This window comes from Nereida sp. MMG025 (assembly GCF_021654165.1).
Lineage (GTDB): Bacteria > Pseudomonadota > Alphaproteobacteria > Rhodobacterales > Rhodobacteraceae > Nereida.
Genome location: NZ_JAKFZN010000001.1, coordinates 431,395 through 445,624, shown reverse-complemented (window position 1 = coordinate 445,624; position 14,230 = coordinate 431,395). Strand labels below are relative to the sequence as shown.

General features: G+C 57.6%; 16 protein-coding genes and 1 tRNA gene. 8 read left to right on the top strand and 9 right to left on the bottom strand.

Going from position 1 to position 14,230, the window contains the following annotated elements; all coding sequences use genetic code 11:
- Positions 1-279 precede the first annotated feature (279 nt).
- The 6 genes from argS (at position 280) to L1065_RS02110 (ending at position 5,836) form a co-directional block, all read left to right on the top strand.
- Positions 280-2,022: an arginine--tRNA ligase gene (gene argS / locus L1065_RS02135; RefSeq protein WP_237093794.1), complete on the top strand. Its 1,743-nt coding sequence runs from the start codon at positions 280-282 to the stop codon at positions 2,020-2,022.
- A gap of 99 nt (positions 2,023-2,121) precedes the next feature.
- On the top strand, positions 2,122-3,084 hold the full coding sequence (locus L1065_RS02130) for an SPOR domain-containing protein (protein ID WP_237093793.1): 963 nt from the start codon (positions 2,122-2,124) through the stop codon (positions 3,082-3,084).
- Positions 3,085-4,083: a beta-N-acetylhexosaminidase gene (gene nagZ, locus L1065_RS02125; RefSeq protein ID WP_237093792.1), complete on the top strand. Its 999-nt coding sequence runs from the start codon at positions 3,085-3,087 to the stop codon at positions 4,081-4,083. It abuts the gene before it with no gap.
- Positions 4,084-4,099: 16 nt separating this feature from the next.
- A complete protein-coding gene (locus tag L1065_RS02120) occupies positions 4,100-4,900 on the top strand; it encodes a ScpA family protein (protein ID WP_237093791.1) in 801 nt (266 codons plus the stop codon).
- On the top strand, positions 4,901-5,575 hold the full coding sequence (scpB, locus tag L1065_RS02115) for an SMC-Scp complex subunit ScpB (RefSeq protein WP_237093790.1): 675 nt from the start codon (positions 4,901-4,903) through the stop codon (positions 5,573-5,575).
- Positions 5,576-5,638: 63 nt separating this feature from the next.
- Complete coding sequence (locus tag L1065_RS02110; RefSeq protein ID WP_237093789.1) at positions 5,639-5,836, top strand: hypothetical protein; 198 nt, start codon at positions 5,639-5,641, stop codon at positions 5,834-5,836.
- 112 nt (positions 5,837-5,948) lie between these two features.
- Here the strand turns inward: L1065_RS02110 and L1065_RS02105 are convergent, their stop codons facing one another.
- From L1065_RS02105 to rpmF, 7 genes are all read right to left on the bottom strand, one after another.
- Positions 5,949-7,037: a 2'-deoxycytidine 5'-triphosphate deaminase gene (locus L1065_RS02105; protein WP_237094521.1), complete on the bottom strand. Its 1,089-nt coding sequence runs from the start codon at positions 7,035-7,037 to the stop codon at positions 5,949-5,951.
- Positions 7,038-7,101: 64 nt separating this feature from the next.
- A tRNA-Pro gene (locus tag L1065_RS02100) sits at positions 7,102-7,178 on the bottom strand.
- Positions 7,179-7,274: 96 nt separating this feature from the next.
- A complete protein-coding gene (locus L1065_RS02095) occupies positions 7,275-7,994 on the bottom strand; it encodes a MerR family transcriptional regulator (RefSeq protein WP_237093788.1) in 720 nt (239 codons plus the stop codon).
- A gap of 22 nt (positions 7,995-8,016) precedes the next feature.
- Positions 8,017-8,319 (bottom strand): integration host factor subunit alpha, encoded by a 303-nt coding sequence (ihfA, locus tag L1065_RS02090; protein ID WP_237093787.1) that lies wholly within the window; start codon positions 8,317-8,319, stop codon positions 8,017-8,019.
- Positions 8,320-8,433: 114 nt separating this feature from the next.
- Positions 8,434-9,405 carry a beta-ketoacyl-ACP synthase III gene (locus L1065_RS02085; protein WP_237093786.1) on the bottom strand — a complete coding sequence of 324 codons (972 nt, stop codon included), beginning with the start codon at positions 9,403-9,405 and terminating at the stop codon, positions 8,434-8,436.
- Positions 9,406-9,410: 5 nt separating this feature from the next.
- Positions 9,411-10,532 carry a phosphate acyltransferase PlsX gene (gene plsX / locus L1065_RS02080; RefSeq protein WP_255765989.1) on the bottom strand — a complete coding sequence of 374 codons (1,122 nt, stop codon included), beginning with the start codon at positions 10,530-10,532 and terminating at the stop codon, positions 9,411-9,413.
- Between the two features lie 34 nt (positions 10,533-10,566).
- The gene (gene rpmF, locus L1065_RS02075) at positions 10,567-10,776 is read right to left on the bottom strand and encodes a 50S ribosomal protein L32 (RefSeq protein WP_237093785.1); all 210 of its coding nucleotides are present in this window, start codon (positions 10,774-10,776) and stop codon (positions 10,567-10,569) included.
- Between the two features lie 293 nt (positions 10,777-11,069).
- On the opposite strand from rpmF, the gene L1065_RS02070 reads away from it, so the two are divergent.
- Complete coding sequence (locus L1065_RS02070; RefSeq protein WP_370641144.1) at positions 11,070-12,635, top strand: ABC transporter substrate-binding protein; 1,566 nt, start codon at positions 11,070-11,072, stop codon at positions 12,633-12,635.
- 21 nt (positions 12,636-12,656) lie between these two features.
- Here the strand turns inward: L1065_RS02070 and L1065_RS02065 are convergent, their stop codons facing one another.
- Positions 12,657-13,196, bottom strand: a complete 540-nt coding sequence (locus L1065_RS02065) for a DUF177 domain-containing protein (protein ID WP_237093783.1) — start codon at positions 13,194-13,196, stop codon at positions 12,657-12,659.
- A gap of 75 nt (positions 13,197-13,271) precedes the next feature.
- Here L1065_RS02065 and L1065_RS02060 point away from each other — a divergent pair, with 75 nt between their 5' ends.
- Positions 13,272-13,751, top strand: a complete 480-nt coding sequence (locus L1065_RS02060; protein WP_237093782.1) for an outer membrane protein assembly factor BamE — start codon at positions 13,272-13,274, stop codon at positions 13,749-13,751.
- Positions 13,752-13,787: 36 nt separating this feature from the next.
- On the opposite strand, the gene msrB is transcribed toward L1065_RS02060, so the two are convergent.
- Complete coding sequence (msrB, locus tag L1065_RS02055; RefSeq protein WP_237093781.1) at positions 13,788-14,183, bottom strand: peptide-methionine (R)-S-oxide reductase MsrB; 396 nt, start codon at positions 14,181-14,183, stop codon at positions 13,788-13,790.
- Between the last annotated feature and the right edge of the window lie 47 nt (positions 14,184-14,230).

The window sequence follows — 14,230 nt, the reverse complement described above, 5'->3', positions numbered from 1 at the left end:
CAGAAAATGCATGTGCTGATAATGCCTTGCGCGTGCTCATTCCTATCTATCTTGCGCACTGTCCATCACGAATTTTGTGAAGCAACCCGTATCTTGCCCAGTTCGGCGGATAGGACGTTCGTGCAGAACGCAGCATTAGTCACTTTGGGCTCAAAGCGGTCTTTCGCGGCGGTCTGTATCAATGTCTGCTCTTTGGCAAGGAACCTCTCCGTCCTCCAATTTATTGACCTCCACCCCACGCGTGGTAAGGGGAAAGCTTAAATTTCAGGAGTGACCCCGATGAACCTTTTTGCCGATATGCGCGCGCTTGTGATTTCTTCGCTGGACGAGATGGTGCGCCGAGGTGATCTGCCTGAGGGGTTGGACTTTGCAAATGTCACGGTTGAGCCGCCGCGTGATGCAAGCCACGGCGATATGGCGACAAACGCGGCGATGGTGCTGGCCAAGCCTGCCAAGATGAAGCCACGCGATATTGCCGAAGCGCTGGCCGCCCTGTTGGTGGCCGATGCACGGGTCGTGACCGCCGATGTTGCAGGACCGGGTTTTTTGAACCTGCGGTTGGATGCAAGCCTGTGGCGTGATGTGGTGCGTGCGGCCCTGACGGATGGTGGTTTTGGCCGCTCGGAGATGGGGGCGGGGCGCAAGGTGAATGTCGAATACGTCAGCGCGAACCCCACGGGGCCGCTGCATGTGGGCCATACGCGGGGCGCGGTCTTTGGCGATGCGCTGGCGGGGCTGCTGGAATACGCGGGCTATGACGTCACGCGCGAATACTACATCAATGATGGCGGCGGGCAGGTCGATACTTTGGCACGCTCTGTCTATCTGCGCTACCTTGAGGCGCATGGCCAAGAGGTTGCCTTTGAGGATGGCACCTATCCCGGTGATTACCTGATCGCCGTGGGCGAGGCGCTGAAAGCCAAGGTTGGTGATGCCTACGTGAACCAGCCCGAAGATATCTGGCTGGCCGATGTGCGGGTCTTTAGCACGGATGCGATGATGGACATCGTGCGCGAGGATTTGGCGGCATTGGGCATTGAAATGGATGTGTTTTATTCCGAAAAATCGCTATATGGCACAGGCCGCATCGAAGCGGCGATCGAGGACTTGCGCGGCAAGGGCCTGATCTATCGCGGCACGCTTGAGCCGCCCAAAGGCCAGATGCCCGAAGATTGGGAACCACGCGAACAGACGCTCTTTAAATCAACAGACTACGGCGATGATCAGGATCGCCCGATCCAGAAATCGGATGGCGCGTGGACCTATTTCGCCCCCGACATTGCCTATCACTATGACAAGGTGACCCGTGGCTTTGATCTGCTGATTGACGTCTTTGGCGCCGATCACGGTGGCTATGTCAAACGCATGAAGGCAGCCGTGGCGGCGCTGTCGGAAAACAAGGTGCCGCTTGAGATCAAGCTGGCACAGATTGTGAAGCTGTTCAAAAACGGTGAAGAATTCAAAATGTCCAAACGGGCAGGGACGTTTATCACTGTGCAGGATTTGCTGGCCGAAGTTGGCCGCGATGTGACGCGGTTTATCATGCTGACGCGCAAGAATGACGCGCCGCTGGACTTTGATTTTGACGAGGTGACGGCCCAATCCAAGGACAACCCTGTGTTTTACGTGCAATACGCCAGCGCGCGTGTGCACAGCGTGTTGCGCAAGGCGGCCGATGCGGGGATCGCTGTGGATGATGCGGCGCTGGCCGCGGCCGATCTGGACCAGTTGGCCCATGAGGCTGAATTGGCACTGGCCGCTAAACTGGCTGAATGGCCACGTCTGGTCGAGATTGCCGCACGCACCCAAGAGCCGCATCGCGTGGCGTTTTACCTTTATGATCTGGCATCTGATCTGCACGCACTTTGGAATAGGGGCAATGACGACACCTCGCTGCGCTTTATTCAGGAAGACGCCCCCGCCACGTCACAGGCGAAAATCGCCCTTATCCGCGCGGTTTCAGTTGTTATTTCGTCAGGATTGGGTATCTTGGGGGTAACTCCTGCGACAGAGATGCGCTGATCTAACAAGCCGCACCTGCCGCACCAAAGGGGTATTGAGGCAGCAAAAGAGACCTGAAGGCGCGTCAAACATGATGCGACCAGCGGGCAGTGAGGCGAGATGTATAGCGATTTCGACCGTGACAGCGGCGCAGCGCACCCCCATGCGGGTGGTGAACAGGGTATGCCGTTTTCCCGAAACGTAGGGCGCAAAGCCACAACATTTGTAAACTGGGCAGGGGCGGTAACTTCGGTCGCACTGATCATTGGCGTGGGCGTCTGGGGCTACAAACTGATGGTGCGCGATGTCAGCGGCGTGCCGGTCGTTGCCGCGATTGATGGACCCATGCGCGTACAACCCGACAATCCAGGTGGCCGCGAAGCGCGGCATCAAGGGCTTGCCGTCAATGAAGTGGCCGCTCTTGGCACCTCGGCGCCGCCACCCGATCAACTTGTCCTGGCCCCTGCGCCGGTGGATATTGAGGCCGATGACGCCGTTGGTGTCGTTCTACCTGTATCAGGTGAAAATATTGTAAATGAAGAAGTCCCCATCGAAGTTTCTGGCCAAAATGCTCAGTTGAATGTTGAAAATGTGCAAGACGTATCCGCCACACCCAATGCGCCCGCAACACAAGCGGCGCTAGAAGAGCTGGTCGCGGCAATCGGGGCCAGCACGCCCGCACTGACCGCCACGACGCCTGCGGTCGTCACAGGCGGGCTTGGAACGTCGCTGCGTCCCAAAACGCGTCCGGCCGTTATTCCTGCAAGTGCACCGGCCTCGCAGCCCAACAGTGTTGTAACAGGGGCGGAAATTGCACCGGAAAGCATTCCCGCCGGAACGCGCCTTGTCCAGCTTGGCGCCTTCGATAGTCCAGATGTTGCCCGCGCCGAGTGGCGCAAGCTTGCCAAACAATTCGATGGATATCTTGCTACCAAAAAGCGCGTGGTCCAGCGCGCCGAAAGTGGCGGCAAGATTTTTTACCGCTTACGGGCCGTAGGATTTGAAGATCTGGCAGATGCGCGACGGTTTTGTACGGCTCTGGTGGCCGAAAATGCAGCCTGTATTCCTGTTGTGACCCGATAAGTGGCGCAACGGGGCGCCTATATCCTAGGCTGTGTAGGGCAAAGCCTGACCCCTGATGAACGCGCATTTTTCCGCGCGGCCGATCCTTGGGGCTTTATCTTATTCGCTCGTAACATTGCGGACCCAGAGCAGTTGAAACGGCTGACAGGACAGCTGCGTGAAGCTGTCGGGCGCAATGCAATGATCACCATTGATCAAGAAGGCGGGCGCGTCCAACGCATGCGCGCGCCGCACTGGCGCGAATGGATGCCACCACTGGATCAGATGCGTGCGGCGGGGCCTGCACATGCGGCCCGTGCAATGTATTTGCGGTATCGTATCATTGCAGCGGAACTTCTGGGCGTGGGGATTGATAGCAACTGCGCGCCCATGGCGGATGTGGCGACATCCGAAACGCACCCGTTTTTGCAAAACCGGTGCTATGGCGATGATACGGCGATTGTGGTCGGTGCTGCGCAAGCGGCCAGCCGCGGGTTGCTGGATGGCGGCGTCCTGCCTGTGTTAAAGCACATGCCGGGCCACGGACGGGCGACAGTGGACAGCCACAAGGACTTGCCACGGGTTTCGGCGACTGCGCGCAGTTTGCGGGCCACGGATTTTGCGGCTTTTCGCGCGCTCAATGATCTGCCGATGGCAATGACCGCGCATATTGTGTTTGAAGCCTTCGACAGCAAGCCCGCCACCACATCTATGATCATGCAACAATTGATCCGCGAGGAAATTGGCTTTGGTGGTCTATTGATGACAGACGATATCAGCATGCAGGCTTTGTCGGGCACCGTGGCCGAACGATCTGCCGCCGCGATCAGGGCAGGTTGCGACGTCGTCTTGCATTGCAACGGCGTTTTGGATGAAATGCACGCCGTGGCTGACGCAGCGGGACAGATGAGCCTGACCAGCGCTTTGCGGGCAAAAGCGGCGCTGGCGATGCGGACACCTGCGCAAAGCGTTGACATTGCGGCTCTGGAAGCGGAATTTGAGGAACTTCTGACCGCGTAAGGGCACAGCTGCTTTCATGTCTGCCGATCTCACCTCTGAGGACCCGAAATTCGACACGGACGCCGTGGCCGAACGGCTGGCGGCCGAGGCGCTGATCATCGATGTTGACGGGTTTGAAGGGCCTCTTGATCTGCTGTTGACGCTGTCGCGCACCCAAAAGGTGGATTTGCGCAAAATCAGTGTTCTGCAATTGGCCGAACAATATCTGGCGTTTATCGAAAAGGCGAAAGCGCTTAGGCTGGAATTGGCGGCGGATTATTTGGTGATGGCGGCGTGGCTGGCGTTTCTGAAATCCCGCCTTCTGTTGCCGCCCGATCCGGCCGAAGAGGGACCATCTGGCGAAGAACTTGCCGCGCATCTGGCGTTTCAACTGGAGCGTTTGGCCGCCATGCGGGACGCTGCGGCCAAACTCATGGCGCGCGATCAAAAGGGACGCGACTTTTTTGTGCGTGGTCTCCCCGAGGACGTGGCCCGCGTGCGCAAGATCACATATACCGCCACGTTGATGGATCTGATGCAGGGCTATGCGCGGATCAAAACCAAAGATGAATTCCGGCCCTTCGTGATGGACCGCGAAGCGGTGATGACGTTGGAGCAAGCGTTGGAACGCATGCGCAGTTTGATTGGCTACGCAGGCGAATGGACCGACCTGACCAGTTATTTGCCAGAAGGGTGGGAACTGGATCCCAAGAAACGCAGATCGGCGACAGCGGCAAATTTTGCGGCTTCGTTGGAATTGGCGAAGGCGGGTAAAATTTCGATCAGGCAAGGCGAGATATTTGCGCCCATCCAGATCAAAAAGCGAGACGATGGATAGATGAACGACGACCCACAAGACATTGAAGGTGAAGCTGAAAGCCTGTTTGAGGCCCCGCCCATGGGCGAGCAGGAACGCATGGTAGAAGCGATCTTGTTTGCCAGTGCGGACCCCGTCACCGTCAAGGAGATCGAAGGGCGTATGCCGCTTGGCTGTGACGTGGCAGAGGCGTTGGTTCACCTGCGCAAACGGTATGACGGGCGCGGTGTGAACCTTGTGAAAGTTGGCGATGCCTGGGCCATGCGCACTGCGGGTGATTTGGGGTTCTTGATGCAAAAAGAGACGGTTGAGGTGCGAAAACTAAGCCGCGCTGCCGTTGAGACATTGGCGATCATCGCCTATCATCAACCTGTGACCCGTGCCGAGATTGAGGAAATCCGTGGCGTCGCAGTAAGCCGCGGCACCGTTGACCAGTTGCTGGAAATGGAGTGGATCAGATTTGGGCGGCGGCGTATGACACCGGGCCGTCCCGTTACCTTTGTGGTCACCCAGGAATTTTTGGATCATTTCGGTCTGGAAACGGCACGCGACTTGCCTGGTTTGAAAGAGCTGCGTTCGGCTGGACTGTTGGACAATCGCGCGCCGATGGGCGAGATGCCGATTGGTGGCGATGGTGAAAACGATCCAGACGAAATGGAAGCCCAAGAGGGGCAATCGGAACTCTTTGAGGACTGATGGTCGAAATTCTGCCCATTTTACCCTATATAAAACGGTAATGGCAGTTTTTGGAGCGAATAGATGAACCAGATCATCAACATGATCACACGGATGTTGCTACGCAAAGTGGTAAACAAGGGGATCAACGCAGGGATGGGCGCAATGGCCAACCGCGGACAAAACGGGCAGGGCGCGGATCACGCCCCCGATCAAACTGCCGCGGCCAAGCAAGCCGCCAAAAAAGCGCGCAAAGCTGCGCGTGTGACCCGTAAGTTCTGATCGGAATGTGCGGGCAAGCCCGCCATTGATGCTAATTATCGCGGCTTTTCAGCCACGATAAGGGTGCGAGACGCTGTCTCGCGCTCTGAGGTATTTTCGGCAACAATGAAAGCTAGAGGGCCTTGAAGTGTTTGGACAGTTTAAGGCCCTGGCCTTGATAGTTGCTGGCAATTCCAGCCCCATAGAGCTGTGTGGGCACGTCTGACATACGTTCATAGACCAGACGCCCCACGATTTGGCCGTGTTCCAGCACAAATGGGGCTTCGTGACAGCGGACTTCCAATACCCCGCGCGACCCTTGCCCGCCTGCGCGCGCATGACCGAAGCCTGGGTCAAAGAAGCCTGCGTAATGGACCCGAAACTCACCAACCATGGCCAGATAGGGGGCCATTTCTGCGGCGCAATCAGGGGGGATGGTGACAGCTTCCTGACTGACGAGGATGTAGAACGCCCCAGGATCGAGGATGATCCGTTTGTCGTGAGTGTAGATTGGTTCCCAATACTCGGCTGGATCGTAGTGGGCGATCCTGTCCAGATCGATCACACCTGTGTGGGGCTTGGCACGAAACCCGACAAGTCCTGATGCTGCGCTGTCATTTGACGGGGTCAGGTCGACTGAAAAGCCCAAGCCATTGTCGATATGTGCGGGGCCGTTGACCAAAGGGTCTTCGGCGTGGAGTTTTTTGAGTTCGGGATCACTGAGGATGGCCTGACCCTTGCGAAAGCGGATCTGGTTCAGGCGTTGGCCCGGACGGACGAGCACCGAAAAAGAGCGTGGGCAGATTTCTGCATATAGCGGCCCTGTGTAGCCCCGCGGAATGCGATCAAATTCCGTGCCGCCATCGGTGATGGTGCGCGTCAACAGATCGAGACGGCCTGTGGAGGACTTTGCATTTGCCACAGCGTTGATCGTGTCCGGCAAATCAAGCGATTCCATCAAAGGGACCACATAGACCGCGCCTTTTTCCAGAACGGCACCATCTGACAGATCAATGCGGTGCATTTCAAATTCTTCGAGGCGGTCCGCAACGCTGCGTCCGGTCCCTGCCAGGAAGGATGCACGCACGCGGTATGCAACGCTGCCGAGGCGTAAATCCAGGCTGGCAGGTTGGATTTGTTCAGGCGTGATCGCGGGATTGCCCGTCAGCTGGCCATCCGCGATGAGCGTTTCAATCTCTTGGCAAGGCAAAACACCCATCAGCAGCGATCCTTATATGCAAAACGCCCCTGCGATATCTCGCAAAGGCGTTTTAAGCGGTAAAAAATGGTCGGGCTAGCAGGACTCGAACCTGCGACCTTCCGTCCCCCAGACGGACGCGCTACCAGGCTGCGCCATAGCCCGCTTGTGGTGTCTTTAATCGCAAAGCGGATCACAGCACAAGCGTGTTTTGCGGTAAATTGAAAGTGAGGGCGAGACAGATACACGTCGGTTCGCACGTCAGCTGTTTGCGTTCATTTTTTCCGCCAAGGCGGTCAGACGCGCATAGAGGGGTTTCATACGCGAGGCGTTTGCCGTCATCGTCTCTTGCGATGCCGCGCCAAGGGCGGCCAGACCTGACGGGACCACTGATGCGTCATCATCTGCCGGATCGTCTGGCGTTGTTACCACGAGTGGTTTGGGAGGGGTCGGGGCCGAGGCGGCAGGTTGGATATCCGTTGCGGTTTCAGGGGATTGCCGCGCATCTTCGTTCGAAGCATTTTCTGGCTCTGGCTCTGGCTCTGGCTCTGGCTCTGGCTCTGGCTCTGGCTCTGGCTCTGGCTCTGGCTCTGGCTCCGCTTGGGTCGGGAACTCTACGACCTCTGCTTCTGGAACAGCGGTTTCGACAGTCGCGGGGGCTGTCTGTGGCGCTTCTGGCGTATTTTGGGGCGCTGCGTCGTCGCCTTCGAATGGCGGCGAGAATGACGCAACATGCTTGGCGCCTTGCTCAGATAGAAGCTTTTGCACGCCTTTCACCGTCATTCCCTGATCGTGGAGCAAGGTTTTTATACCGCCAAGAAGTTGCATGTCAGACGGGCGATAGTAGCGCCGACCACCAGCACGCTTTACCGGTTTCACAGATGAAAATTTGCTCTCCCAGAAGCGCAGCACATGGGGTGCCACGTCCAGCCATTCGGCCACTTCCGAGATGGTGCGAAATGCGTCTTTGGTCTTGGCCATGGGCCGTCCTTACCGCTTTTGCCTATCGCTTGTTGCCTGAGGCCACGCGCTCTTTCATCAAATGCGAGGGGCGGAACGTCAAAACACGGCGCGGCGGGATCGGGGCGCTTTCGCCTGTCTTTGGGTTGCGCCCGACGCGGGCTGCTTTGTCGCGGACGCTGAATGTGCCGAAAGACGAGATTTTGACCTGTTCACCGCGCACAAGGGCATCCGACAAATGATCAAGGACGGATTCAACCAGAGAGGCACTTTCGTTGCGAGATAGGCCGACCTCGCGAAATACAGCTTCGGATAAATCCATGCGCGTCAGAGTTTTTTCGGCCATTTGTTTTCTCCCTCGATCAGTTGAGGGAGTGTGGCCTGCGCAGAATAATGAGTCAATAACAACGGCTTAAAGAACGCAGCTAAGGTGCGGAAATCCGCGACGTGGGGGGCTGTCTTACCAGCGCAGAACCACCGATCCCCAAGCAAGGCCGCCGCCGATGGCTTCGGTTACCACCATATCGCCCTGTTTGATCTGTCCGCGTTCAACACCAACCGACAGGGCAAGTGGGATGGACGCGGCAGAGGTGTTGCCGTGATCTTGCACCGTAACAACAACGTTTTCCAGCGGAAGCCCCATTTTGGTGGCGGTTGCCTTAATGATCCGAAGGTTCGCCTGATGGGGCACGACCCAGTCAACATCGCGTGTCTCGACGCCTGCTTTTTCCATGGCTTTATGCGCTGTGGCGGCCAGTTTTTCAACGGCGTGGCGGAAAACCTCTTTGCCTTCCATGCGCAATTTACCGCTGTTTTGGTCGTTTACGCCGCCATCCACATAGAGCAGGTCTTTGTAGGTGCCGTCACTATTGAGGTCCGTGGCCAGGATGCCGCGGTCGGCTTTTGTGCCATCCCCTGTGCCTGCTTCCAGCAAAACCGCACCAGCACCATCACCGAAAAGCACGCACGTGCCGCGGTCCGTCCAATCCATGATGCGGCTGAATGTTTCCGCGCCGATCACCAAAACGCGTTTGGCCTGCTGCGACACGATCAGTGCATTGGCATTGGCCAGCGCATAGACAAATCCCGCACAGACCGCCTGAACATCAAAGGCAAAGCCGTTTTTCATGCCCAATTCGGCCTGAACCATCGTCGCCGCAGACGGGAAGGTCAGATCGGGGGTAGACGTGGCAAGGACAATGGCATCAACCTGCGCGGCATCCACACCTGCCATATCCAGCGCTTTGCGTGCAGCATGGGCGGCCATCTGGCTGGTGGTTTCGCCGTCGGCTGCAAAATGGCGCCGCTCGATGCCCGAACGCGCCTTGATCCATTCATCTGTGGTCTCAAGTGTGGCTTCGAATTCGCTGTTTGGAACGACACGGGCAGGAAGATAGTGGCCAACGCCTTTTATGATCGCACGGGTGGTCATGGGGGTCAGGTGTCCTCTTTGTCCATATCAGCGATCAATTCATTGGCGCTGGCAATTCGTGCGGCCAGCCGTTCGGTAAAGCCCGATTCTGCCAAAGTGCTGGCCAGATGTACGGCCGAGGCTATGCCAAGGGCGTCTGCACCGCCATGCGACTTCACGACCGTGCCGTTCAGACCAAGAAAGACACCGCCATTTACGCGGCGCGGGTCAATCCGTTTGGTCAAACGGCGCAGAGATGTGAGGGCCAAAAGAGCGGCTAGACGCGACAGGGGGGTATGTTTGAACGCTTCTTTCAGAAAATCGCGGATCAGGCTTGCGGTGCCTTCCCCTGTTTTGAGTGCGACATTGCCAGTAAACCCGTCGGTGACAATCACGTCCACACGGCCTGATGGAATATCACCGCCCTCAACGAATCCCACATAGTCCAGATCGGCACGTTTCGCGGCGCGGCCGATCAGTGTGTTGGCAACCTTCAGTTCTGCACGGCCCTTGTGTTCTTCGGTGCCGACGTTCAAAAGACCGATGCGCGGCCGCGCAAGGCCCAGACCGTTGCGCGCGTAAGACGCGCCCATCAATGCGTATTGCAGCAAATCATGCTCATCAGCGCGGATATCAGCGCCGACATCCAACATGACGTTAAAACCGCCCTTGCTGCGCGACGGCCAAAGGCAGGCAATGGCAGGGCGATTGACGCCCTCAACCTTGCGCAGGCGGATCATCGATATGGCCATCAACGCGCCTGTGTTGCCGCAAGACACCGCAACGTCCGCGTCGCCATTGCGCACCGCATCAATCGTCGACCACATAGAGGTGTTTTTGCCGTGCCGCATGACGTGGCTTGGCTTGTCTGTCATCTGAACCACGGCTTCGGCGTGACGGATTTCAACCACATCCCCCAGTTTCCGCTTTTCCACCAAGGGCCGCAACACGTTCTCGGGCCCGTGCAGGATATACCGCAGGTCAGGGTCTTTGTGCATGCAACGTGCAAGACCCGCAACAACCGTTGCGGGCCCGTTATCGCCACCCATGGCGTCAACCGATACAATGGTCGTGCTGCGCTTTGCGGACCCAGATGTCACTTGGTTAGCGGCCAAACCGCTGTGATCTATCGGGTGGTCTGCTGGCATTGCGCCTCACATTAAGTTGGTTGTTGGAAGCAGCTTACGCCGCGTCGTCTTCATCCAACTCAACTTCGTCGACCAGTGCAACCACTTCTTTGTCGTCATAGTGGCCGCAAGCTGCACAAACGTGGTGCGGGCGCTTGAGTTCGCCACAGTTCGAACATTCGTTCGGATTCGCAGCCGTCAAAGCGTCATGTGCGCGACGGTTGTTGCGACGGGATTTTGAAATCTTATTCTGGGGGACAGCCATGTCTCAACCTCAGGTATTTGCAGGGGACCATTTGGTGCCCTTAGGTGTCTGTTGTGGTGCGTGTGCGGCGCAGCTAAGGGATTCCCGCCGCACTGTCCAGCCCCGTTTGATCGGATTGGTATATCTCAGAGCCGCGACCTACAGCCAAACCCCCCATAAGCGCAAGCATTTTTACATTTGTCTGCGCGTTGCATCGCCATTTTTGTGGCAGACGCCGAAAGACAGGCTAACCTCACCTGCATGCGGGACAGTCCCGCCGACAGATCAAAGGATCCTGAAACATGCGTTATTCCATGAAATCCCTGAGTGCTGCATCGCTGATCGCGCTTTGCACGGCCGCGCCAGTGCAGGCCGAAACCTTCAAGTGGGCGGGCACGACCGATCCGCAGACAATGGACCCCCATGCCGTCAATTCGGCCCCTGTTCTTGGCTTTTTGAACAATGTTTACGAAGGGCTTGTGCGGCGCGGCAAAGATATGGCGGTTGAGCCGGCGCTTGCGACCTCTTGGGAACCCATCGGAGATGGCGAGGGCTGGCGCTTTACACTGCGCGAAGGGGTCACCTTCCACGGGGGGCAGGCGTTTACGGCCGAAGATGTCCTTTTTAGCTATCAGCGCGCCAGTTCTGAAACCGCGGACACGGCCAGCTGGTTTGCCCCTGTGTCGCAGGTTAAGGTCGTCGATGACTTCACCGTTGATATCATGACCACGGCGCCAAATCCGATCTTCCCTGATAGTATTGCCAACTGGATGATCATGGACAGCGGGTGGGCCGCTGAAAATGACGTGGTGGCGCCCACCAAAGAGGGCGAGAATTTTGCCACGCTCAATGCCAATGGCACAGGCGCGTTCCAGTTGGTTGAACGCCAGCCCGGTCTGAAAACGGTGCTGGAACCCAATGCCACTTGGTGGGGCGAGGCAGAGCACAACATTACCCGTGCGGAATTCACCCCGATCCAGAACTCGGCCACGGCTGTTGCTGCGCTGCTGGCGGGCGATGTGGATATGATCAACCCTGTGCCCATTCAGGATGCGGCGCGCTTGCAAGGTGCGGACGGCGTTGATGTGATCCAAGGCATCGAGGCGCGTGTCATTATGCTTGGGTTCCCGCATGCCGCCGACAGTTTGAAATACGCCGCCGATGCAGGCGCACCAAACCCGTTTCAGGACGTGCGCGTGCGCAAAGCCGTGGCCCACGCGATCAATGTGCCAGCGATTTTGCAGACAATCATGCGCGGCAACGCCGAACCTGCCAGCCAGTTGGTCAGCCCCGCGATGCGCGGCTACACATCTGCATTGGCCGATCGCCCCGCCTTTGACGTCGAGGGTGCAAAAGCACTTCTGGCCGAGGCGGGCTATGCGGATGGGTTCTCATTTGGTCTCAAATGCCCCAATGACCGCTATCTGAACGACGAAGCCGTGTGTCAGGCGGTGGTGTCGATGCTGGCGCAAATCGGCATTTCAGCCGAGCTGGAGGCGATGCCTGTGCGCGGCTATTGGGCCGAACTGCGTGAAGATAATTTTGACATGTATCTGCTTGGCTGGTCGCCAGGCACGTTTGACGCAGAACACCCTGTGCGCTTTTTGGCCCATACGCCGGACACCGAAAAGAAACTGGGCAGCTGGAACTTCGGGGACTTTTCGAACGCACGTGTGGACGAACTGCTGCCGATGATTCAATCCGAGATTGACGATACCAAGCGTCAGGCGATGTTGGATGAGGTTGCGCAGATTTTGCAGGACGAACAGGCCTATGTGCCGCTTTATGTGCAGCCGCTTGTTTGGGGCGCGCGGGACAATATCTCGCTTACGCAACGCCCCGACAACTTCTTTATCCTGCGGTGGGTGACGGTAGGCTAGGGCGCAATCCTGTGCGCGCCGTTAGGTTTCGTCGCTTTTCTTCAGCAAATCTGCCAAGCCCGCAAAGGGCTTGGCATCATCATCTGTCATCGCCTCTTTGCCGGGCTCGGTGACGCTGATCTCAACGGCAGGGGCATCTTCCGCGCGTGGAAACGCCGGGATCGCCAAGGCCAGCGCCTCTGACAAAATTGCCATCAGATCAATCTCTTCGGGCAAGGCCTCGATGCGGTCGTCTTCGGGCATTTCGATCTCCGAGGCGTCTTCGACTTCGGGGGGGGTGTCTGTGTAAAGCCGCTCGACCTCTTCTTCGATCCGCGTGGTCACAGGCGCGAAGGTGCTCACGCAAGGTTGCACCACCGTGGCGCCCAGATGGGCAGACAAAAACCAGTTGCGCTTGCCTTGCGGACTGATGTGCCCCTCAAACCGCAACTTGCGCAGATCATCGACCTCAAACATCTCTTGGAGGGCCGCAAGCGCGGCACCCGTGGGGGCGATGTTGAAACGTGTTGGTTTGCGTGACGCCAGATCAGCCAAACGCAATCGTGTCGGGGCAGAGGTCATGGGGCATCTTTCCATTCTTGAACACATCGTGCGCGTTCTATAAGCCTGAGCCAAGCAAAGGCCAAGGGCAGGGGCATGATCGGCACAATGACACGACTAAAGGCGCGGATCGCAAAAGCAATTCTTATCGGCGGGGTTGTCATCAGCTTGGCTGCATGTGCCGCACAATTTCGCAATCACGGCTATGCGCCGACCGATGCGGAACTGGCCGAGGTGCTGGTGGGTGTTGATATCCGCGATTCCGTGATCGAACTTGTTGGTCCCCCCACAGCGGGCGGTGTGACCAACGACGCAGGCCTCTACTATGTGGCAAGCCGCTGGAGATACTTTGCCTATCAACAGCCCCGGCCCATTGATCGTCAGGTCGTTGCGATCACGTTTGATGATGCGGATTTTGTCGCCAATATCGAACGCTTCACCCTTGAAGACGGCAAAGTTGTTCCGATTTCCAGACGCGTGACCGACAGCAATGTCCAAGGCGTGACGTTCCTGCGCCAGTTGCTTGGCAACCTTGGACGCTTTGATGCGGGCACGGTGCTGAACCCCGACGGATAACGGTGTTGGCGGGGGCAGCCCCCCGCCAAGCATTGTCTAATCGTCCTCAGGCTCAAACTCCAAAGCGACGCCATTGATGCAATAGCGCAGGCCTGTCGGGTTTGGACCATCGGGAAAGACATGCCCCAGATGCCCGTCGCAGCGATTGCAATGCACTTCTGTGCGGCGCATGAAAAAGCTGTTGTCCTGACTTTCGCCAACCATTTCACCGTCCAGCGGCTGATAGAACGATGGCCAGCCTGTGCCGCTTTCAAACTTATGGGCCTGATCGAACAGCGGCGCACCACAGCCCTTGCACATATATGTGCCGGGCTCTTTGGGGAAATCATCATGCGTGCCTGCGCGTTCGGTGCCGTGTTTGCGCAGCACTTTGAACGCCAGATCGTCCAGTTGCGCACGCCATTCGGCGTCTGATTTGACGACTTTATCCATACCGTCTCCTTTTTTGCCCGTATCTTGGTGCCTTGGTCATCCCAATG

Excerpts from the sequence above, each read along its gene's own strand:
- argS (WP_237093794.1), top strand. The coding sequence starts at position 280 with ATGAACCTTTTTGCCGATATGCGCGCGCTTGTGATTTCTTCGCTGGAC.
- L1065_RS02130 (WP_237093793.1), top strand. The coding sequence starts at position 2,122 with ATGTATAGCGATTTCGACCGTGACAGCGGCGCAGCGCACCCCCATGCG.
- L1065_RS02120 (WP_237093791.1), top strand. The coding sequence starts at position 4,100 with ATGTCTGCCGATCTCACCTCTGAGGACCCGAAATTCGACACGGACGCC.
- scpB (WP_237093790.1), top strand. The coding sequence starts at position 4,901 with ATGAACGACGACCCACAAGACATTGAAGGTGAAGCTGAAAGCCTGTTT.
- L1065_RS02110 (WP_237093789.1), top strand. The coding sequence starts at position 5,639 with ATGAACCAGATCATCAACATGATCACACGGATGTTGCTACGCAAAGTG.
- L1065_RS02095 (WP_237093788.1), bottom strand. The coding sequence starts at position 7,994 with ATGGCCAAGACCAAAGACGCATTTCGCACCATCTCGGAAGTGGCCGAA.
- ihfA (WP_237093787.1), bottom strand. The coding sequence starts at position 8,319 with ATGGCCGAAAAAACTCTGACGCGCATGGATTTATCCGAAGCTGTATTT.
- L1065_RS02085 (WP_237093786.1), bottom strand. The coding sequence starts at position 9,405 with ATGACCACCCGTGCGATCATAAAAGGCGTTGGCCACTATCTTCCTGCC.
- plsX (WP_255765989.1), bottom strand. The coding sequence starts at position 10,532 with ATGCCAGCAGACCACCCGATAGATCACAGCGGTTTGGCCGCTAACCAA.
- rpmF (WP_237093785.1), bottom strand. The coding sequence starts at position 10,776 with ATGGCTGTCCCCCAGAATAAGATTTCAAAATCCCGTCGCAACAACCGT.
- L1065_RS02070 (WP_370641144.1), top strand. The coding sequence starts at position 11,070 with ATGAAATCCCTGAGTGCTGCATCGCTGATCGCGCTTTGCACGGCCGCG.
- L1065_RS02065 (WP_237093783.1), bottom strand. The coding sequence starts at position 13,196 with ATGACCTCTGCCCCGACACGATTGCGTTTGGCTGATCTGGCGTCACGC.
- L1065_RS02060 (WP_237093782.1), top strand. The coding sequence starts at position 13,272 with ATGATCGGCACAATGACACGACTAAAGGCGCGGATCGCAAAAGCAATT.
- msrB (WP_237093781.1), bottom strand. The coding sequence starts at position 14,183 with ATGGATAAAGTCGTCAAATCAGACGCCGAATGGCGTGCGCAACTGGAC.